This window comes from Gardnerella sp. 26-12 (genome assembly GCF_001660745.1).
Lineage (GTDB): Bacteria > Actinomycetota > Actinomycetes > Actinomycetales > Bifidobacteriaceae > Bifidobacterium > Bifidobacterium swidsinskii.
In genome coordinates, this window is record NZ_LWSR01000017.1 from 1 (window position 1) to 20,681 (window position 20,681).

General features: G+C 44.0%; 15 protein-coding genes and 1 tRNA gene. 9 read left to right on the forward strand and 7 right to left on the reverse strand.

Annotated elements, in window-relative coordinates; translation table 11 throughout:
• The first annotated feature begins 189 nt into the window (after positions 1–189).
• The gene (locus A5295_RS01685; protein WP_064621541.1) at positions 190–2,745 is read left to right on the forward strand and encodes an ABC transporter transmembrane domain-containing protein; all 2,556 of its coding nucleotides are present in this window, start codon (positions 190–192) and stop codon (positions 2,743–2,745) included.
• A gap of 51 nt (positions 2,746–2,796) precedes the next feature.
• Complete coding sequence (locus tag A5295_RS01690) at positions 2,797–3,507, forward strand: HNH endonuclease family protein (RefSeq protein ID WP_064621542.1); 711 nt, start codon at positions 2,797–2,799, stop codon at positions 3,505–3,507.
• Between the two features lie 53 nt (positions 3,508–3,560).
• Here the strand turns inward: A5295_RS01690 and A5295_RS01695 are convergent, their stop codons facing one another.
• The 3 genes from A5295_RS01695 to trxA form a co-directional block, all read right to left on the reverse strand.
• Positions 3,561–5,189: an MDR family MFS transporter gene (locus A5295_RS01695; RefSeq protein WP_076002644.1), complete on the reverse strand. Its 1,629-nt coding sequence runs from the start codon at positions 5,187–5,189 to the stop codon at positions 3,561–3,563.
• Positions 5,190–5,352: 163 nt separating this feature from the next.
• Positions 5,353–6,339 (reverse strand): G5 domain-containing protein, encoded by a 987-nt coding sequence (locus A5295_RS01700; protein WP_064621543.1) that lies wholly within the window; start codon positions 6,337–6,339, stop codon positions 5,353–5,355.
• 148 nt (positions 6,340–6,487) lie between these two features.
• Positions 6,488–6,829, reverse strand: coding sequence for a thioredoxin (trxA, locus tag A5295_RS01705; protein WP_012913881.1), 342 nt, complete (start codon positions 6,827–6,829; stop codon positions 6,488–6,490).
• Positions 6,830–6,935: 106 nt separating this feature from the next.
• On the opposite strand from trxA, the gene serS reads away from it, so the two are divergent.
• Positions 6,936–8,222 (forward strand): serine--tRNA ligase, encoded by a 1,287-nt coding sequence (serS, locus tag A5295_RS01710; protein ID WP_012913882.1) that lies wholly within the window; start codon positions 6,936–6,938, stop codon positions 8,220–8,222.
• Between the two features lie 196 nt (positions 8,223–8,418).
• A tRNA-Ser gene (locus A5295_RS01715) sits at positions 8,419–8,503 on the forward strand.
• A 366-nt stretch (positions 8,504–8,869) separates the two neighbouring features.
• On the opposite strand, the gene A5295_RS01720 is transcribed toward A5295_RS01715, so the two are convergent.
• The 4 genes from A5295_RS01720 to A5295_RS01735 form a co-directional block, all read right to left on the reverse strand.
• A complete protein-coding gene (locus tag A5295_RS01720) occupies positions 8,870–10,183 on the reverse strand; it encodes a hydroxymethylglutaryl-CoA synthase (protein ID WP_064621544.1) in 1,314 nt (437 codons plus the stop codon).
• A gap of 24 nt (positions 10,184–10,207) precedes the next feature.
• Positions 10,208–11,542: a hydroxymethylglutaryl-CoA reductase, degradative gene (locus A5295_RS01725; protein WP_064621545.1), complete on the reverse strand. Its 1,335-nt coding sequence runs from the start codon at positions 11,540–11,542 to the stop codon at positions 10,208–10,210.
• Positions 11,543–11,608: 66 nt separating this feature from the next.
• Positions 11,609–12,856, reverse strand: a complete 1,248-nt coding sequence (locus A5295_RS01730; RefSeq protein WP_064621546.1) for an acetyl-CoA C-acyltransferase — start codon at positions 12,854–12,856, stop codon at positions 11,609–11,611.
• Positions 12,857–13,422: 566 nt separating this feature from the next.
• Positions 13,423–14,004, reverse strand: coding sequence for a xanthine phosphoribosyltransferase (locus A5295_RS01735; protein ID WP_004110321.1), 582 nt, complete (start codon positions 14,002–14,004; stop codon positions 13,423–13,425).
• A gap of 189 nt (positions 14,005–14,193) precedes the next feature.
• Here A5295_RS01735 and A5295_RS01740 point away from each other — a divergent pair, with 189 nt between their 5' ends.
• The 5 genes from A5295_RS01740 (at position 14,194) to rpsD (ending at position 20,635) form a co-directional block, all read left to right on the forward strand.
• Positions 14,194–17,154: an ATP-dependent helicase gene (locus A5295_RS01740; RefSeq protein ID WP_064621547.1), complete on the forward strand. Its 2,961-nt coding sequence runs from the start codon at positions 14,194–14,196 to the stop codon at positions 17,152–17,154.
• A gap of 142 nt (positions 17,155–17,296) precedes the next feature.
• Positions 17,297–17,710: a DUF4418 family protein gene (locus A5295_RS01745; protein ID WP_064621548.1), complete on the forward strand. Its 414-nt coding sequence runs from the start codon at positions 17,297–17,299 to the stop codon at positions 17,708–17,710.
• A gap of 38 nt (positions 17,711–17,748) precedes the next feature.
• The gene (locus tag A5295_RS01750) at positions 17,749–18,960 is read left to right on the forward strand and encodes an FtsX-like permease family protein (protein WP_064621549.1); all 1,212 of its coding nucleotides are present in this window, start codon (positions 17,749–17,751) and stop codon (positions 18,958–18,960) included.
• A 2-nt stretch (positions 18,961–18,962) separates the two neighbouring features.
• Positions 18,963–19,751 carry an ABC transporter ATP-binding protein gene (locus A5295_RS01755; protein ID WP_064621550.1) on the forward strand — a complete coding sequence of 263 codons (789 nt, stop codon included), beginning with the start codon at positions 18,963–18,965 and terminating at the stop codon, positions 19,749–19,751.
• A 257-nt stretch (positions 19,752–20,008) separates the two neighbouring features.
• Positions 20,009–20,635 (forward strand): 30S ribosomal protein S4, encoded by a 627-nt coding sequence (rpsD, locus tag A5295_RS01760; protein WP_004105277.1) that lies wholly within the window; start codon positions 20,009–20,011, stop codon positions 20,633–20,635.
• The last annotated feature ends 46 nt before the right edge of the window (positions 20,636–20,681 follow it).

The window sequence follows — 20,681 nt, forward strand, 5'->3', positions numbered from 1 at the left end:
TTTAAATATTGCGTGAAACAGTTGTGAAACAACTTTATTTTCTTAATGCTAATATCTGGCAAAATGGCTTAAAATCAGCATAATTACGCGGCTGTCGGCGTGTTGATGGTGTGTGTGAAGCGTAATCTTAACATCTGTTGGGAGTGTGTGGTTTTTGAATAAATATGGAATAAAGAAAAGGATCAGGAGATGATAAATCGCTGCTTTGCGTTCGTGCCAGGAATTAAGCATCTAGTTGTTTTAAGGTCGGCGTGTCTTGCGATTTCTTATCTTGTAAACATAGCTTTTGTCTACGTTTGCGTTGGGATGTTGTCTCCAGTATTAAGACCTGTTCGTTCTACTGGAACTTCTTTAATGAGTTCTGTTGAATTTACGTCTTACATTATTGTTTTAGCTGCTATTATTTTGCTGAAATATGCAGTTTTTTACTGGTCGTGTACTGTTTGTGCAGAAATTGAGTCGCGAATAGCTATGCGTTTGCGCCCTAAAATGTTGCGCGCAATATTATCTCTACGCTCTGTGGATGTTGAAGATTCTCATGACATTACTTCTTTGCGCGTAAATGAAGATATTTTTGCAATACAAAGTTTTGTTGCTTCTTTAGTTCCACAAATTATTGCATCTATTCCTGTTCCTGTAGTCGTTTCTGCAGCACTATTTACAGTTAACCCTGCTATAGCTGGGATTTGCACATTAGCTGCATTGTTTAATGTTGCTTCTCTTATATTCTCGTTGGCACTAAGCCCAGTATCGTGGCGTTGTGTAAGTGCATTATTTGCCTATGTTATTGCTGGACTCGCAATTGTTGCAACTGTTTGGTTATCTTCCGTTAAAGGTGTAGGTCTTGCTGCAGCTCTGTTAACAATGCCTTTGTTAATGTTAAGCGTCCAGCCACTGAGAATTGTTGGTAAGAATATGCATGTAGTTAAACATGCTGTTCATGGTTTGAATCATGTTGAAGCATTGTTGCAAATGGTTACTGATTCTCCTGCTCCAATAGCATTTAGTGACGATGGTTCAACATTATCTTTGCCTGATGGCTCAACCAATATTGCTTTGCGTATGCGATGCAATATTTCGGAAAATAATGCGAATACTAATGAAGCTCAGCGTTTATCGATAATTGCAAAATCTGGTGAATTGCAAGTTATTCCAAGTAAATATCATCATGTTATGCGTGAGAAAATACTTTCTGGAACAGGTTTTAATAAATCTGCTGACATATTGCTTTCTTATAGCGACCGTTATGATATTCATGAAGACGACGTTTCTCCATTTGTAGTTTCTGAAGTATTTGACGCAAACGATAGTGCATCTTACTTGTCGTTGAACGATGCAAGTTCTGCAGCTTTAGCAGATATTGTTACTATAGTTAGCGAGCGAAGTCATCTATTTTCCACAACATTGCGAGAAAACTTACTTTTGGCTGCTCCAACAGCTACGACTACTGCGATGTGGGATGCATTGCGAGCTGTGCGAATAGATGGTGTTGTTTATGCCGATTACGACGGTCTAGATATGCCAATAGATAGACTTTTTAATAATCCTGAAGCATCCTATAATTCTGAAGATTTAAAGCGTCGCGTTATTCTTGCTAGAGCAATTTTAAGACACACTAAAGTGTACGTTTTTGATTATTCCCAATGTGATATTAGCAATCATGAGGCTGAAGAAATTGTTAAAATATTGCGTCGCATAGCGCGTTATGCAAATGTAATAGTATTAATGCCAAATGATGATGGCATTAGCTCAACGGACGAAATAGCAACTGTAGAATCGTATCGTCATGTTGCTAATGATAGTTCTAAAAATATTACGCAACTAAATCAATTAAACGAATCTCAAAACTCGCAAAACTCGCATAATGTTGAGCAAGCTCAGCAAGATTCTAATAAAAACAAGCATATTTCTTCTATTGCAAGTATTGCTTACACTTATGAAGTGAGAACAATCTCAAAGTTCAAACGTGCTATTTTTGCTTTTATATCAATGTTTAGTACTGCTCTCAATCTTGTTTCTGCAGTATGTATTCCTGTTGCTATTGTTTCAGCAATGTTTGCTGTTGCAGGACGTCCAATATTTGGTTTTGTAATGCAACAGTGCGTGCTTGTTGCTGTTGCTTGTATGGCAGTTCGTGCATTAACTCTTGTTACAACATTTGCAGGTGTAGATATGCATCACGAACATTGGCATAAAGCTCATATCAGCATGAATGTTGGAATGATATTTGCAGTTGTACCTCTTATGGTTGTTTTGTACTATTTCGATGCGAATTTGTCTTATGTAGCTATTGTTTCGTGCGTGTTTATTATGTTTATTGTTCCTCGATACTTACTTATACGCTCCAAGCATATTGCAAATAAAGTGCGCATTGAACAGCATGAAGTTGAGAATGAAGTAAGTGATATTGAGCTTGGTATCGATGAAGTACTTGCATTTAGGCAAGGTGAGCATTGCGTTAATCGAATGGTTACTTCAATGCATAAAGTTTCTCAACAAAGAATGCGTCTGGCTCGTAAAAGTGGAGGCATGTCGGCACTTGTTCTTGCTATATCGTTAATTAGCATTTCTGTAGCCGCACTAGTAGTTTCTCACACCATTCATCCGGTGCCAGCTAATATTCCAGCATGGAGTACGGTTTATGCTGTTATGGCAATGGTTTTGCTGGTAATTATGATTCAGCAAGTTGTAGATGTTGTTTTACAAAGAATACCGTCTGTTATGAGAGTTAAGAGCAGTAACTAACTTTAATTTAAAAAACATTGAATATGCATAAGTTGAGTTGGGGGACTGAGCATGCGTAATCGTTGTAACAAGAGGCAGTTTCTTGCGCTGTTCTGGATGCTGCTGTTTGCTGTTTTATGTGGGATTGTTATTGGCTTGTTGCTTCCTAAAATAAACAGTAGCGTTGGGAAGATTACAGGAGAATATGAAGCAAGCGGAGAAGCTGCGCAAGCATTGGAAAAATTGCGTATATCTAAGCCTTATCATTACGGGTACGAGCGTCAAGTATTTGGATATCGTACTACTGACGATGACGGTAACGGATGTGACGTTAGGGAAGACGTTTTAGCGCGTGATTTACAAAATGTGAAATACAAGTACGCAGGATCCTGCCAAGTGCGTTTCGGCTTGTTGCATGATCCGTATACTGGCAAAGATATTCACTTCGTGCGTGGGCGAAAAACCAGTGCATTAGTTCAAATAGATCATGTTGTTGCATTACAAAATGCGTGGGAATCTGGAGCGTGGAAATGGAATCGTGCAAAACGATTAAAATTTGGCAACGATATGATGAACCTACTCGCGGTTGAAGGAGCTGCTAATCAAGAAAAAGGTTCCGCGTCCGCAGCTTACTGGCTTCCTTCAAACAAAACCTTCAGGTGCGAATATGTTGCTAGGCAAATAGCTGTTAAGTATAAATATGGTTTAACTGTAACTCGCGAAGAAAAGCAGAGTATGGAAAGCGTATTGCATAACTGTTCTGCACAAAAATTGCCAAAGTAAGGATTTCTCAGTTTGGTATTCGTAAAGCGACTTAGTAAGCGTTTAATAAGCGTTTAGTAATGATTATGAGTGTGATCGTGCATTACGTCGTGATGCTCTGCTGAATGAGGAATATGCAACACGCGCATGCGATCAATAGCTCTACGCGCAAGATTGTGAGCAGAACCCGTGCCTTCGCCCTTGACTCCAAAAATAACGATAAGAGCCATAATTCCTGTAATAATAGCACTAATGCGCAAAGTCCATTGAACTCCGAAAATACTAGCAGCAACATCGGCAGCGTGACCTGTGCCAGAATGGTGAAGAGTTGTCAATACTGTCATTGTAACTACTAAAACAGGTGCTCCAATAGCTCCCCAAAGCTGACGCATAGTATTAGTTACAGCCGAACCATCGCCAAGTTCTTCCTTATGCAAACAATTAAGCGACCACGTAGTTATTGGCATAAGCAAGAATCCCATGCCAATTTGGCGAGTAAACTGCCAAATGGAAATCCACCAAATCCACGTATCCATGTCAATAAGACTCATCATTACAGTGCCAAAAAACAGAATAATAGAGCCTGCCATAGCAACTGGGCGCACTCCAAAGCGATCTAGCATACGACCACCAAAATACTGCGAAATAGCCATGCCGAACGCTCCAGGAAGCAGAATTAAGCCGCTCATAGTTGCTGAAAAACCACGATCAGACTGAATATAAAGCGGAATAAGTACCATAATTGAGCTGAAAGCAAAAAATGTAAGGCAAGCGCAAATAGTACCTACCATAAAGTAGCGGTTTTTAAGCACATTAAGACCAAGAAGAGGAGTGTGACCGCGTTTTTGCGCTCGCAACTGCCTTGTAACAAACCAAGCAATTCCAAAAGCGCCAATAATCATAGGAGCCCAAGATAATGGGTGTGAAATTCCGCATCCTTCAATATTAGTGAATCCAAACATGAGCCCGCCGAAGCCAATAACCGAAAGGCCAACCGAGAAGAAATCAGCATGCGCGTTAAGATCGTGTTCTCCAAAATTATGCAAGAAAAATACTGCCAAAACGACGGATATTGCTCCGATAATAGTAAGAGAGCAGAAAATAGAACGCCATCCATTAATATCAGTTTGCAAACCGCCAATAGTAGGACCGATTGCTGGAGCAATACTCATAGCCATGCCAACGCTTCCCATTGCCATACCTCTGCGAGTAACAGGGTAGACGGAGAATACGGTAATTTGTAAAACAGGCCACATTACGCCAGTGCCAATAGCTTCAAGAGTTCGACCAACAAGTGCCATCATAAAGTCGTTACTAAGCCATGCAAGTACAGATCCAAAAGTAAAAAGCGACATGGAAGTAATAACAATTTGGCGAGTAGAAAAGCGTCTTGTTAAAAATGCTGTAAGTGGAACCATAATTGCCATAATCAGCTGGAAAATAGAAGTAAGCCACTGACCAGTTGTGACGCTTATACCAAATTCTTGAACTATTGTTGGCAATGCTGCAGTAAGTTGTAATTGTGCGAAATTGCCGATAAATGTAATAAACGTAAGAATAGCGAGAGAAATTAAAGCAGGACGTGTAAGACGATTGTTATTGTATGCTTCTTCGCCTGTTAGTGCATGACTGAGATTTTGGCTTTTATGAGACAGCCATGTTGAGTGCGTCAAAATAAAACATCCTTTTTTGTTCTTAAACATAGTTTTTCTTAAGCGTATTTTTAAGCATAGGTGGCAAAAGTCAATCGACTTAAGTCTATTCTCTTATCTATTACAACAAAAATTGCAAAACTTAATTTACGCAAAACAAAAGTTATTTAAAAATTTATTTTGCGCAAAACAATGATATTTAGACTGATTCTAATCAGTAGCTGTGGTAGGAAAGCCAATGATTGTAAGCGCCTTGAATGGAGCCATAACGACCATTGCAATAATTCCAGAACCAGCGGAGCTGCGTTTGATAGTTAGTTGCCCAATCAGCGCCAGCAGAAGCCATTTTTCCGCCTGGCAAAGCTTGAGGTAAACCGTAGGCCCCAGAAGGATTCATTGCGTTTACGCGCCAACCGGACTCATGAGAAATAATAAATACTGTTGCAGTAAAATCAGCTTCACTATAACCGTTAGAGATAAGCCAGTCGTGAGCCCATTGTTGCATCTCGCCAGCAGGAACAGTCGTACCGATAGAAGCAGTTAAGCCAATTCCGGCAGAAGAGCCGCCAGTTCCAACAAGAATAACCTTATCTTTTGGAGCTTTTTTAACATAAGAAGCAAAAATATTAGAGGAAACTATTTTTCCCTTAGCTCGAGTAACTATTTTTGCTGTTTCCATTACGCCGTTAGCGCCTTCACTTTGCACCTTCTCAGTACCTTTTGGAAGTGCAGCAGTTTCCTTTTTGACGACGTTAAACGCGATTGGGTCGTCGGAATTTTCTAATTTTGCGCCTGCGCGATTAATCGTAATAACAGTTGATTCGCTGACTTTAGTTGTAAGAGATGGAGTAACAACATCGTGTGGCTCAAGAGTGATATCTCCAGCATCAAGAACGGATTTTACATCAGTGAAATTAGTGCCCAAAACAGTACGATGATGACCATTTATAACAACGTTAATATATGAAGTCGCGCCATTATGCAACATACTACGGCTAGCACTACGAGAAACTTGCGAAGAATCGGTTGCTGAATAAGAAGTAACCTGAACAGCGTGACCTTTAGACGAAGCGTAAAAATCTCGCGAGGCAAAACCAAGTATCACCAAAGCAACGAAGCCCAAAATAACCGCGCTAACTCTAGCCCACTGTCGTAAACTGAGTGAACCAAGCGTAACAGTATGCTTACGGTGACTGGTCATAACCCTCCTTATTTCTGCAATTACTCTATTGATACTTGCAAACGCTCGCAACGTAGACTAATAAAACATGAGAAACATGCGTTAAAGTGTATGTGCAAAACGTATATGCAAAACCTCACGTATTATATCTCATGGCATAGTCTATAAATCAGGATTCAGAATCATCAGATTCGTAAGATTTAGCTTGTTCAACCAAATCTTCCAAATCAGAAGCTAGTAATGCTCCAGCTTGTCTATAAATAACTTCGCCGCGCTTAATAACCATTACTGTTGGAACAGCTTGGATTTGAGCAGCTGCAGCAATCTCGTTGCTTTTGTCAATATCAACTTTTACGAAAGGAATTTCGGGATATTTTTCACTGACCTTCTCAAAAATAGGACCAAAAGATCTGCATGGACCGCACCATGTTGCCCAAAAATCAACAACAACTATTTCATTTGTCGAAGCAATCTTCTCAAAATTTTCTGTAGTAGCATGTATTGCTGCCATATTACCCCCTCGATATTTTGCGTATTTGCTTTATTGTACGTGCCGCCTTGCATAAAGTTGCCGATAGTGCGCTTATCTGTCGTCTTGCGGCACTAGGCTAGGAGTCATGCTTGATATCCAATTTATTCGTGAACATGCCGACGTAGTTAAGGAATCGCAGCGCAAGCGCGGTGAATCCGTTGAGCTCGTCGATGAAGTATTGCGCAGCGATGATTTGCGCCGAACCGCTCTTAAGGCTTTTGAAGAAGCTCGCGCCGAGCAAAAAGCTATTGGTAAGAAGGTTGCAACAGCTAGCGCGGAGGAAAAGGCTGCGCTTATTGCCGAAACTAAAGAATTAGCTTCGAAAGTTGCGGAATACAAAGCTGAATCCGAAAAAGCTACTGCCGACTACACTACGGCAATGTGGAAGCTTTCTAACATCGTTGAAGATGAAGCTCCAGAAGGCGGAGAAGACGACTATGTTGTAGTTAAGAAGGTTGGTACGCCTCGCGATTTTGCAGCTGAAGGTTTTGAGCCAAAGGATCATTTGACTCTTGGAACTGGTGTTGCTGGAATTGATATGCGTCGTGGCGTGAAGGTTGCAGGCTCTCGCTTCTACTTCTTGCGCGGTGCTGTGGCTCGCTTGCAAATCGCAATGCTTACTATGGCTGTTGATCAAGCCGAAGAGCACGGTTTTACGCTTGCGATTACGCCAACGCTTGTTCGCCCAGAAGTAATGCGCGGAACTGGCTTCTTGAATTCTCATGCGGACGAGATTTACCGTTTGCGCGAACCAGATGATCAGTATTTGGTCGGTACTTCCGAGGTTGCTTTGGCTGGCATGCATGAGGATGAGATTCTTGACTTAAGCAATGGTGCTTTGCGTTATTGCGGTTGGTCGAGCTGCTACCGTCGTGAAGCTGGTGCTGCTGGAAAGGATACTTCTGGTATTATTCGTGTGCATCAGTTCGATAAGGTTGAGATGTTCGTTTATTGCAAGCAGGAAGATTCTCGCGCTGAGCATCAAAAGTTGCTCGGTATGGAGCAGGAAATGCTTGCTAAGGTGGAAGTGCCTTACCGCATTATTGATACTGCTGCAGGTGACCTTGGTTCTTCTGCCGCTCGTAAGTTTGATTGTGAAGCTTGGGTTCCAACGCAAGGACGTTACCGTGAGCTTACTTCTACTTCTAACTGCACTGAGTATCAGGCTCGCCGATTGAATGTGCGCGAACGTATGGAAGATGGCGGAACTCGCTCAGTTAGTACGCTTAACGGCACTTTGGCTACTACTCGCTGGCTTGTGGCTATTTTGGAAAATCATCAGCATGAAGATGGTTCGATTGATATTCCAAAGGCAATGCAGGCTTATATGGGTGGCAAGGAAGTCATTGAGCCAACTAAGTGGGAAGCGTGAGTTTACTCGTGCACAAACACGGCGTTTGTTTCAAAAAACCGTTTAATTAGCTACAAAGCCCGGGAAATTGCCTGGGCTTTATTTTTTAGTTGATAAGCTTTTTGAATCTGGGTGTTGTGTGTTGTGTTCTATACGTGATGATATGCTTACCACTTGTGCGTTGAAAACGGCAATTTGATTGCTTTCATGCGCAAATGGATGGGTGTCCGAGCGGTCTAAGGAGACGGTCTTGAAAACCGTTGTAGGGAAACCTACCGCGAGTTCGAATCTCGCCTCATCCGCGAATTAACTAAGCCTAAAGCATGTGAAATTGCTTTAGGCTTTTTTAATTCGCTGAGCTTGCTCAGGGTTGGAAGCACAGTGTGCTTCCAACGCAAGCGAGGTCTTTCTGTGTCAATAAAGACGCAGAAAGTGTGGGCTAGTGTGTTTAACGCAGTGTGTCAGGTTTGTGTTGCTGCATTTCGCGCTTGAAGCTTTTTTATTCTGCCGAGCTTTCACTGAAAGTGCGCTGCACTTTTAGTGAAAGCTCGGTCTGTCTTCGTCTCGATTGACGGGAAAGGGCGTGAAGGTGGCGGAAAGTTTGCAGTCGTGTAAAGGAAGGGTCGTTTGCGAGCGAGAATCCGATCGAAACGTGCGCTCGCTAGATTTTAGCGCGCGGAGTAGTGACGCTCTTGCGATGTGATGTCATCCAGGAAGAAGCTTGCACCTTCGCGGCAAGACGTGCTGCTTTCGAAATCTTCCGGAGCGTAAGGCGCAACGCTTTCAAACATCTCCTCGTAATCAGCAACGCTTAAATGCACGCGCGAATCAAGCATATCCGCATGCTCGCGCGCAAACAGCGCATCTCTAAATCCTGGCGCAATCGTGCCGCTGAAAAATTCACCAACAGCGCCGGAACCATAAGAAAATAGTCCAATCTTATCGCCGCTTTTAAGTGCAGTAAGATCACTATTTTCGCAAGTAAATTCGTCTAACTCAAGTAAAGACAGCAATCCCAAATACAGGGAACCCGTATAGATGTTGCCTACACGACGGCTGTACTTCGTGCTGGTTTCGTAGCGCGAAAGTAAGCGATTGCGCGACGACTCGCTTAGGTTGCTATTATCGCAAGAATCAGAGCAAGAATTTGCGCAAGAATCCATCGCAGCCTTAAGTGCTTTCAAACCCATTTTCGTATATGGCAAATGGAAGCACAATCCGGCGAAATCGTTGAAATTGCAATCGTTTTGCGCGCAATACTTTTGCCAAACTTCGCAGAAAAATTGTATGTATTGCTCGGTTGAAAACTTGCCGCGAGCAAGAGCGGTGTCTTGGTAAACAGGTCGCCAAAAGTCCTGAATATCCGCGGATTTTACAACGCTGTCGTCGTTAATTTTAAGCACGTGCGGATTCGCGCTCACAAGCATTGCCACAGCCCCAGCGCCTTGCGTAACTTCGCCAGGGGTAGCAAGCCCGTAGCGCGCAATATCGGCTGCAATAACAAGCACTTGCGGATTTTTTTCTGCGTGCGCGCGCACATAATCGCATGCCATCATCAAAGCTGCCGTTCCGCCGTAGCAAGCCTCTTTTACTTCAATAGAGCGCACCCACGGCGTGAGTTTTAGCAGATTTTGAACGTATAGCGCGCTGGATTTACTTGCGTCGACTCCGCTTTCTGTGCCGACGATGAGCATTTTGAGGCGATTGCTATCGATGTATGGTAGCAGTGGGAGTGCGGCTTGCGCAGCGAGAGTGACGATGTCTTGGTGATTTGGTGGCACGGATTGTTCGCTTTGACCGATTCCGATTGTGAATTTGTTAGGGTCGATTCCGCGGTGTTCCGCCAATTCTTCGAGGTTTAGGTAATAGTGCGGCGTTGCGAAGGAGATGCGGTCAATGCCGACGGCAAGGGGAGTGGTTGCGGAGGTTGTGGTTGTGTTGGCTGCTGCGGTTGCTGATATTTTGATATTTTGTGTGCTCATTTGTCCTAAAACCCCTAAATTTTCTTAATTTTTACTTGATTCTCGTAACTTTTGAAGTAATTGCGTAACTTTTTCTGTAGTTCTTTCTGCAGGGCTAAATTGCAAAATATTATGCGTGATTTCTGCGATTTCCGCACCTTTGGCACCTGCTGCAATTGCCAGGTTTGAAGACTGCAATGCCATGTGACCTGCTTGAATTCCAGGGCCTGCTAGTGCGCGAAGAGCCGCAAGATTTTGCACCAAACCGAGCGCGGCAAGCGTATTTCTAAAGTCGTTTGCGTTTTTGTATTTGCCGATTTTGATCGCGAGTTTTGCCATTGGAAGCGATGAGATTGAGCCGCCGACAATGCCGATCTGTAGCGGAATTTCAATACTGCCGTGGAGTATGGTTTTTCCGTTTAAAGTTTCGGTGTTCCACTTTGACAGTGGTAGGTAGCGACCGGAGCGCGCCGCCCACGCGTGTGCTGCCGATTCTAGCGCTCGCGTATCATTCCCGGACGCGAGCGCGGCTCCTGCGATTCCGTTTAGGATTCCTTTGTTGTGCGTGGCGGCGCGTGCAGGGTCGCTGGCGGCAAGCGCGCTCAATGCCGCGATTCGGCGCGCAAGGCACTTTCCCTCGCGCTCTCGTTCAGAGTCTTCCAGCCGCCTGGATGCTAGTGCTTCAACCGGTATATGCACTTCTGCTGTGCTGGCAACGCGGCTGGTGTTCGTGAGTATTGCAACTAGCGCCTGCACGCCGAGCCAGCTTTCCAGCTGGGCTTTGACGGCTTCGCCCATAGTGTTCACTGTGTTTGCGCCCATTGCGTCGCATGTGTCTACGTCAATCTCGAGCTTTGCGAAGCCGTGCAAAGCTGAAGCGCGGCATTTTCGCGCGCCGCCACCCCTTTTACTTATTGATGGGTGTGACGCGTTTGCAATGCGCAACAGTTCTGCAACCTTTTCTTTATCTTCAACGATTCTGCTCAAGCGCGCCGCCACGCTTCCGTCTGCGTCCTCAAAAGCTATTTGTGCTGTAGTCACGTATTGTGGGGAGCGCGCAATAATTCCGTATCCAACGTCAGTCGCTGCAGCAATTCGCGCCCCATTGCACGCAGCTGCAATCACGGATGGCTCCTCAGTTGCAACCAGCACGTCACACACTTCGCCGTTCACAATCAGCCCACGCACAACGCCAACCGGCAGCGTATACTTTCCAATTTGATGCTCAATCATATGATTTGCAACGTCTGCAGAAATTGTAGTATCGGAACTTTCCGCAAACTGTTTAAGCAAAAATGCTGCCTCAGTATCGTTAATTGCGCCCTCATTTTGCAAGGTTTTTATGCGATTTTCCACGCTTAATTCACGAAAAGCAGCCATCGAAATAACCTCATGATTTGTAGACTACGAATGCTTCTGATCGCTTTGCATTCTGACTTTATTGTTTTACATTCTGACTTGATTGTTTCGCATTCTAATTTGCATAGAAACGCCGATTCCGCCGCCGACGCACAGCGCAGCAACTCCATTTAACTTATTGCTATCTCGCAAAGCGTATATAAGCGTCGTCAAAATCCTCGCTCCGCTAGCGCCAAGCGGATGTCCGAGTGCAATTGCTCCACCGCGTACGTTTAGTTTTGACTCGTCAATATGAAGTTGCTCCGCAACGGCAATGCTTTGCGCTGCAAACGCTTCGTTTATTTCGAATAAATCAATGTTGTCAACGTTGCTACCGGTCGCATTTAGCATGCGTTCCATCACATGTTTTGGAGCGTATCCCATTAAATCTGGGTCGATTCCGCCTTCTGCGAATCCCACAATTTGCGCAAGATATTCAATTCCGTACGCTTGCGCGTAATCTTTGCTCATAAGCACTAGAGCTGCAGCTCCGTCGTTAATTCCGCTTGCGTTTCCTGCAGTTACAGTCGATTCGTGCTTGCAAACTTCGTTCTCGCCAACTTCGCAAGTTGCGTCCGCAGTTTCTTCCGACGCTTTAAAAAGCGTGCGCAATTTCGACAACTGCTCTAAAGACGTATCTTCGCGAGGATGCTCGTCGCGAGTTATAACAGTTCCGTTTGCAAGCGTTACTGGCACAATTTCAGAAGCAAAATCGCCTCTTTTAATAGCGGCAACAGCTTTTTGGTGAGATTTAAGTGCAAAAATATCTTGTGCTTCGCGAGTGATACCAAATTTTGCTGCAACATTTTCTGCAGTAACGCCCATTGCGTCGCCAGTAAAAGCATCGTTTAAACCGTCTCGTTGCAAACCGTCAATAAGCGCAAAATTCCCGTATTTGTGTCCGCTAAATCGCGAATTAGTTGCGTAAAACGGTACGTTGCTCATGCTTTCAGTGCCGCCTGCAACAACAACTTGCGCATCTCCCATAACGATTGCGGATTGTGCTAAGCGCACTGCTTTTAAGCCGGATCCGCATACTTCGTTAATTGTCATTGCGCAGCTAGAAGTATCTAATCCTGCTTTTAACGCAATTTGGCGAGCAACGTTTTGTCCGCTGCCTGCTTGTAATACGTTTCCAAAAATAGCTTGATCCACGTCGTGTGAGCTAATTCCAGCGCGTTCTATTGCTGCTTTTGCTGCGATTGTTCCTAAATCAACTGAGGAAAGCGAAGATAAGCTGCCGCCGAATTTGCCAATAGGCGTACGTACAGCGCTTGCAATCACCACTTCAGTCATATGTTTAGCCACCTAATCAATTGTTTGTTGCAATACGTGTTGAAGTATACCAACCGGACTACTTTATCGTATTTTTCGACAAAATTACCATTTGCGAAAAATTTTTCTCGTTTCCTTCACAATTAGACTTACTTCAGTGAGTTTATGTTTTTGTGAAAAGTGATTACTTGTTGATTAGCGAACGCTATCATTAATGCTGCTGCACACACCACACCGGGCATACATATCACACACCAAACCGCAGCTTAATTTCGTGACTTTAGTTGCACGAATACCAGTGTGGTAGAGATTTGAGATTTTTCGCACTGAGCGAAGGACGCTCGCGCAGCGCTTTGACCGAGCTTGAAATCATTGGGATTTCAAGCTCCTTCAAAGCGTGATTTGGCTCAATTGTGAAGCACGGTGTGCTTCACATGCCAAATCAGCCGAACGGCTACCAATAGCCGTGAGGAATAAGCTCGCTACGAAACTCGCGTTGGAAGTCCACTGGACTTCCAACTTTAGCGAGTTTCCGCTCCGAGTTACTTTCGCGCGCTACGCTCTAAGCGCGAAAGCAGGTCGGAGCGCTACTTACGGAACGAAATCGAGCCGTCAACAGGATCCATCGCATCAACAATTGCCAGCGAATCCAAGTCATATCCGGCTTCACGAAGCGCATCTCCACCACCTTGGAAGCCCTTTTCGATAGCGATTCCAATGCCTGCAACGCTAGCTCCAGCATGATTGCAAATGTCGATTAATCCTTGCAAAGCTTTGCCGTTCGCCAAAAAATCATCCAAAATAAGCACGCGATCTTCCGCACTTAAATACTTACGTGACACAATCACCGGAAACTCGCGCTGCTTTGTAAAAGAAAATACCGTAGATACGTATTGGTCGCCATCGAGATTAATCGACTGAGCTTTCTTTGCAAAAACCACAGGAACTCCACCAAAATGGCGTGCTGCAACACATGCGATTCCAATACCAGAAGCCTCAATTGTAAGAATCTTAGTAATATTTGCGTCGCGGAAATGCTCAGCCCAAGCGGCTCCCATATGATCAAATAAATTCACATCGCACTGGTGGTTCAAAAAAGCGTCTACTTTTAATACATTGCCTGGTTTTACGATACCATCTTGGAGAATGCGTTCTTCCAGTTCTTGCACGATGCGCCCCTTCTTACGAACAATTACATTGCAGTACGCTCAAGCATACCCAAGTTCGTGACACAATACGAGTAAAAACGACTGCAGCATGTGGTAAACCTGATTAAATACGTGCGCAATTAAAACGTGGGGGCGTTTTATTGCTGAAGCTAAAACGTAGGTAATTGGCGGAATTAATGGAGTACAAGTATGAGCGTAAGTATGGGCGCAAGTATGAATGCAAATATGAGTGCAAAAGATAGCGATTACGGATATGTAAGTGATTTGTTGGGGAATCCAGTTGATTCGTTCGATTCTGACGATAGTTTTTACGAGAATGTTGCGGATGTGAATGATTATGCCAACTACAGTTACGACGAGTATGCTGACGCTTATGCTAAAGAGCCTGATTTTACGCAGCAAGAATATGCGTCTGATCAAGAATCAGTGCCTCCTCAAGAATCAGTGCCTTCCCAACAAGAAGCTCTTGCCCAACAAGAACTGCTTCCTCAAGAATCTCAAGAATATTCTCAAAATTCCGCACATTCTAGAGTTGCAGTTGACGCGCAAAAACTACTCGACGGCTTAAATCCGCAACAATCTCAAGCAGTCCAATACGACGGACCGGCACTGCTTATTGGAGCAGGAGCTGGAAGCGGCAAAACGCGAGTTCTTACGCGAAGAATAGCTTGGATATTAAGCCAAAAAGGTGCCTGGCCAAGCCAAATTCTTGCCATCACTTTTACAAACAAAGCAGCTGCCGAAATGCGTGAACGTTTAAGCAAACTTATTGGTAGCGAAGCAAATACTATGTGGGTTTCGACGTTCCACTCTGCATGTGTGAAAATACTTCGCAGATCAGGACAGTATATTGGCTTAAAATCAGGCTTTTCTATTTACGATACTTCCGATTGCGAGCGATTAGTAAAAATTATTGCAACAGAGCTTAACGTTGATATTAAGCGTTTTACGCCACGCAGCATTTTGGGCAAGATTTCGGATTGCAAAAATAGTTTAATCACTTGGCGTGAGCAACTAGACATGTATGCTAACGATTACAAGCCTGGTGTTGCAGGTCAACAAATTGCGCACGCTGGCAATTCTGAAGCTGTCTACGCAACTATTTATGCGGAATATCAGCATCGTTTATCTCAAGCAAATGCGGTTGATTTTGACGATTTAATTATGCGAACTGTGCAACTCATGCGCGAAGTACCAGAAGCTGCGCAATATTACCGACGTAAGTTCCGCTATATTCTTATAGACGAGTATCAGGATACGAATCACGCTCAATACGAGCTTATTCGCGAGCTTGCTGGAGTGGATGTAAAGCAAAATAGTGCAAATCCATCTCAGCAAAATAACACTCCTGCATCAATCACAGTTGTAGGCGACTCCGACCAGTCGATTTACGCTTTCCGCGGAGCAGATATTCGCAATATTCAAGACTTTGAAAAAGATTTCCCAAACGCTACAACTATTATGCTTGAGCAAAATTATCGCTCTACGCAAACTATTTTGGATGCTGCAAATGCAGTTATTTCGCATAATCAAGGACGAAAGCCTAAAAAATTGTGGACGGCATTAGGTAAGGGCACTCCAATTACTGGTTATGCAGCAGACAGTGCTCAACAGGAAGCAGCTTGGGTTGCGCAAGAAATAGCGCGATTAGCAGGTGAAGAGGGCGTTGCTTATTCGGATATGGCGATTATGTATCGCGCTAATGCACAGTCTCGTTCGCTGGAAGATGCGCTCGTTAAAGCAGGTCTTCCGTATCAACTTGTTGGCGGCACGAAGTTTTACGAGCGTCGCGAAGTAAAAGATGCGCTCGCATACTTGCAATCTATGGCAAACCCAGATGACGATGTGAATATGCGCCGAATTTTGAATGTGCCTAAGCGTGGGCTTGGAGCGCGTGCGGAGGCTTTGCTAACGCTTTACGCTCAAACACAAGGAGTTAGCTTCTGGCAAGCTTTGGAGCATTTGGAGTCAATCGAAGGCATGCCAACTCGCACTGCAACCAAGCTTAAAGAGTTCCGCGAGCTTATGCACAATTTAATTACTTGTATGCAAAACGATGACTCGAAACCTTCTAAAGTTATTGACAGCATACTGAACGACAGTGGTTTGCTGGAGGATTTGCAACGTTCTGAAGATCCTCAAGATGCCGCTCGCGTGGATAATTTGTCGCAATTGCAGTCGGTTGCAGCTGAGTATGAGCAGAATACGCCGGATGCTAGTGTTGCTGGATTCCTTGAAACGACAGCGCTTGTGGCTGATTCGGATCAATTGCCGGATGAAAATGAGGACACTGGTAAAGTTACGTTGATGACGCTTCACACGGCTAAGGGCTTGGAGTATCCGGTTGTGTTCCTAACTGGCATGGAGCAGGGAACTTTTCCGCATTCTCGCGCTTTGGAAGACGATGGCGAGCTTTGCGAGGAGCGTCGTCTTGCTTATGTTGGTATTACTCGAGCTAAGCAGCGTTTGTATGTTACTCGTGCTGCTGTTCGTGCGCAATGGGGGCAGGCTCAAGATATGCTTCCAAGCCAGTTTTTGGATGAGATTCCAGATAATTTGATTGATTGGAAGCGCAGAGAGTCTGATGTTGAGCGTTGGGGCGCTTCGTCTAGGCGTGGCGATGATTTCGATAGCGATTTTGATAGTGATTTTGGCGGCTGGGATGACGATTATAGCGATGCGTTTAGTGAAAAAACAACTTATGGTGGAAGCATTTACGGTTCTGAAAAATCGCATGGCTCTAAGTCTTACGGAAGAAATAAATCGTATGGCTCGAGTTCTTACAGCTCCTCTTACGAAAAGTCTTATAGCAAGTCTTACGGCTCGTCTTACGGTTCTTCTTACGGCTCGTCTTATTCTAAATCGAATTGGTCTAAGTCAAGTGCAGTAAAAACGCGCAAAGTTACTGCAAAAACTGCGACTTCAACAAGCGCAACAAAAGTTGGTTCAACTTCTGCAGTTATGAATAAAGACAATCATCTAAATATTCAAGACTTCCAAGTTGGCGACAAAATTACTCACGATACTTACGGCTTAGGAACCGTGTTAGCAACGCAAGATAAGGGCAGAAACTCAATTATTACAGTCGATTTCGGCTCCGATGGAGTAAAGCGACTAATGCTTAGAGTTGCACCAATCGAAAAATTGTAAAATCTTTTATTTATGCACTTTAATGTAAGATAAATTTTTAACAAGGACGTGGCGTTTGCTGGTGTGAGCGCTGAGAAGCGTGTTGCATTAACGAAAATGTGACACTAAAAAATAAAAACATACATTTAATGAGGTATAAATTATGAAAAACAAATTATTCGCATCAATTCCTGCAATTATTTTCGGCTTGCTTATTGCCATTGCACCATTGACGTTTGCAAAGCCATGCTCAACCGGAGGCATGCACAAAATGCATATGATGATGCAACCTATGGCATGCTACTACACAGGTCGTGCAGCTGTTGGAATCGGCTTAGTTATTGCAGTACTTGGAATTATTGCGTTATTTGTTAAAGAAAATGTTCGCATTGGTTTAAATATTGCTGTAGTTGTGAACGCTTTACTTATGATTGCTGTTACAACATTCCTTATTGGCGTGTGCAAGAGCCCAATGATGCATTGTGCATCAGTTATGCGCCCAACGCTGATTGTTCTGTCTGTGCTCGCATTGGTGTTCGCGGCTGCTTCCGTGTATTTGGATAATAAAGAAGATTAATAGTTCAAATAGTTCGAAAAGCTTAATAAAGCAAAATTATGCGCACTATTACGCTAAAGCGATTGCCGCTGGAAAATCTTAGACGCAAGCCATTGCGCACTGCTGCACTTATTGTTGTATCTGCGTGCTTGTCTGCAATATTTTTCGGCGGCTCGCTGATTTCTATGAATCTTGAACGCGGTTTGAACAGTATGCGAGAACGCATGGGAGCTGATATTATGGTTATCCCTCAAGGTACGCACACTAAAGCAGAAGCGTTGCTTACAAACAGTGGTTCAAGCACTTTTTATTTCACTAACGATATTGAGAATTTAGTAAGACGCTCTCCGGGTGTGCAAAAGGCGAGTGTACAAACGTATATTTCTTCGCTTTCTGCAGGATGTTGCGCTGAAAAATTGCAAATTATTGGTTTTGATCCCGATTCTGATTTTGTTATAGGTCCTTGGATTTATTCTCAACATAAGCAGAAGTTACAAAAAGGCGAGATGATTGCTGGCGCAAATGTAATCGTGTCTTATATGAATACTGTTCGTCTTTTTGGACACCAATGGCCTGTAGCTGCACAGCTTGCAAAAACCGGCACAAGCATTGATAATTCAGTGTTTGTGCGACGCGAAAGTGTGCCGCAAGTAGTTGAGTATTCAACGAAAGTAGGGCACACTGCTATTCCAAAGGAATATGCTAAAAAAGCAGTTTCTGCAGTACTTGTAAAAGTACAAAAGGGTTACAGCGCGCAAGAAGTTGCAAAAAATATTCGCAAAACAACTGGTCTTTCAAGCATTGGCATAGTTTTTCCGGGCGGAATTACAGCAACTACGCAAGCTAATCTTGGTGTTTTTACTCGCACGTTGACTTTTATAATTGCTGCGTGCTGGCTAGTTGGATTGCTAGTTTTAGTTGCAGTGTTTTCAACATCTGTAAACGAGCGCAAAAAAGAGTTTGCTTCTCTTCGCATACTTGGCACAACAAGAAATATGCTTTTAGGCGTTGTCGTTAGGGAATCTGCGATACTTGGCTTAGTTGGTGGAGTATTGGGTGTTGCGTCTGCAAGTCTTATATTGTTCCCTTACAGTTCTCTTATTTCTGAACAATTGCAGCTTCCGTATTTGGAAGTGACTGCGCTACCAGTAGCAGTGCTTATGTTAGCGTCTGTGCTACTTGCGCTTGTTGCAGTTGTTGTAGCTTCAGCGCTTACCACATTGCGCATTGCTATGCGCGAAACGTATTTGACACTTAGGTCAGGTGAGTAAGTATGGAAGATAAGAGTCAAAAACTGCCAAGTAATGAGTTTGATATTTTACCTGTTGTTGAGCTTACTCGTGTAACTCGCGAATTTATGCGCAGAAAACACAAATTTTTTGCAGTAAATAACGTGAGTTTTGCGCTAAATAGCGGCGATTTTGTGGCAATCGTTGGAAAGTCAGGTAATGGAAAATCTACTTTACTAAATTTGATTGCTGGGTTATTGAAGCCAACGCATGGAAGTGTAAAAGTTTGCGGCGAAGAGATTTCTGAACGCACTTTTAGTGATGCAAAAATGTCTCGTTTGCGCGCATGTGATATAGGTTTTGTGACGCAATCGCAGACGCTTTTACAAAATCTTACTGTGCATGACAACATACTTTTACCTGTGCAAATTGCAGCTAGTGCTTGTGAAGTAAGTAAGTCTGGAATAAGTAAGGCTGAAGTAAGTAAGGCTGAAGTAAGTAAGTCTGAAGTAAGCGAAGATTTAAACGAGACTCGCGCGTTAGAACTTTGCAAGCAATTGCATATTGAAGATTTACTGTGGTGCTACCCAAATGAGCTTTCGGGTGGTGAAATGCGTCGCGTAATGATTGTGCGCGCGCTAATAAACAATCCAAAGCTTCTTATTCTTGACGAGCCTACTGGCGATTTGGATGTAGAGCATACTCGCATAGTTGTGAAAATGTTGCGCGAGGCTGCAAAAAATGGTGTGGCAGTGCTCATGGTAACTCACGATGTTGAGGCTGCTCGATGTGCGGATCGCAAATACACAATGGATGCTGGCTCCCTTCGCTAATTTATTCTTACGGGTGTGTAGAATCAGAAACGATGCCTATTTTGTGTAAGCATCATCTGGAGCCTTAGCCCATCAGTGGGTCGGCGCGCGGTAGTTATGGCGTTATTTCAACGTTTTAATACTTACGCGTTCGTGTGTTAGCACGAAGAAGCACTGGAGAGGCCGGCTCAGCGTGAGTAATTTTTAAGTATTTTAACGAATGCTTAAAATTTTGGCTCACGTTCCGTTCAGATAACGACAGAATTAAAGGATTAGTTATGACTAATATTCAGCGTTCTCGCCGTCAGGTGCGTCTTTCTCGCGCCCTCGGCATCGCTTTAACCCCAAAGGCTCAGCGTATCTTCGAGAAGCGTCCATATGCTCCAGGTGAGCACGGTCGCACTCGTCGTCGCACCGAGTCCGATTACGCAGTACGTCTTCGCGAGAAGCAGCGTCTTCGCGCTCAGTACGGCATCTCCGAGAAGCAGCTTCGTGCTGCTTACGAGAAGGGTACGCACACTGCAGGCCAGACCGGTGACGCAATGCTCACCGATTTGGAAACTCGTCTTGATGCTTTGGTTTTGCGTGCAGGCTTTGCTCGCACCACCGCCCAGGCTCGTCAGTTTGTTGTACATCGTCATATTTTGGTTGATGGCAATCTTGTCGATCGCCCATCTTACCGTGTGAAGCCAGGTCAGACCATTCAGGTTCGTGCCAAGAGCCAGACCATGGTTCCATTCCAGATGGCTGCAGAAGGCGTTCATCGCGACGTTTTGCCAGCAGTTCCTGGTTACCTCGATGTGAATCTTGCCTCTTTGAAGGCTACTTTGACTCGTAAGCCGGAAGTCGATCAGATTCCAGTTGAAGTCAACATTCAGTACGTCGTCGAATACTACGCTCGTTAATTCGCCGATTTAATTCTTAAGGACATACCGCTTGACCCCTGTTGCG

What these genes read in the sequence shown, in the direction of transcription:
- A5295_RS01685 (WP_064621541.1), top strand. Translation starts at nt 190, where the DNA reads ATGATAAATCGCTGCTTTGCGTTCGTGCCAGGAATTAAGCATCTAGTT.
- A5295_RS01690 (WP_064621542.1), top strand. Translation starts at nt 2,797, where the DNA reads ATGCGTAATCGTTGTAACAAGAGGCAGTTTCTTGCGCTGTTCTGGATG.
- A5295_RS01695 (WP_076002644.1), bottom strand. Translation starts at nt 5,189, where the DNA reads ATGTTTAAGAACAAAAAAGGATGTTTTATTTTGACGCACTCAACATGG.
- A5295_RS01700 (WP_064621543.1), bottom strand. Translation starts at nt 6,339, where the DNA reads ATGACCAGTCACCGTAAGCATACTGTTACGCTTGGTTCACTCAGTTTA.
- trxA (WP_012913881.1), bottom strand. Translation starts at nt 6,829, where the DNA reads ATGGCAGCAATACATGCTACTACAGAAAATTTTGAGAAGATTGCTTCG.
- serS (WP_012913882.1), top strand. Translation starts at nt 6,936, where the DNA reads ATGCTTGATATCCAATTTATTCGTGAACATGCCGACGTAGTTAAGGAA.
- A5295_RS01720 (WP_064621544.1), bottom strand. Translation starts at nt 10,183, where the DNA reads ATGAGCACACAAAATATCAAAATATCAGCAACCGCAGCAGCCAACACA.
- A5295_RS01725 (WP_064621545.1), bottom strand. Translation starts at nt 11,542, where the DNA reads ATGGCTGCTTTTCGTGAATTAAGCGTGGAAAATCGCATAAAAACCTTG.
- A5295_RS01730 (WP_064621546.1), bottom strand. Translation starts at nt 12,856, where the DNA reads ATGACTGAAGTGGTGATTGCAAGCGCTGTACGTACGCCTATTGGCAAA.
- A5295_RS01740 (WP_064621547.1), top strand. Translation starts at nt 14,194, where the DNA reads ATGAGCGTAAGTATGGGCGCAAGTATGAATGCAAATATGAGTGCAAAA.
- A5295_RS01745 (WP_064621548.1), top strand. Translation starts at nt 17,297, where the DNA reads ATGAAAAACAAATTATTCGCATCAATTCCTGCAATTATTTTCGGCTTG.
- A5295_RS01750 (WP_064621549.1), top strand. Translation starts at nt 17,749, where the DNA reads ATGCGCACTATTACGCTAAAGCGATTGCCGCTGGAAAATCTTAGACGC.
- A5295_RS01755 (WP_064621550.1), top strand. Translation starts at nt 18,963, where the DNA reads ATGGAAGATAAGAGTCAAAAACTGCCAAGTAATGAGTTTGATATTTTA.
- rpsD (WP_004105277.1), top strand. Translation starts at nt 20,009, where the DNA reads ATGACTAATATTCAGCGTTCTCGCCGTCAGGTGCGTCTTTCTCGCGCC.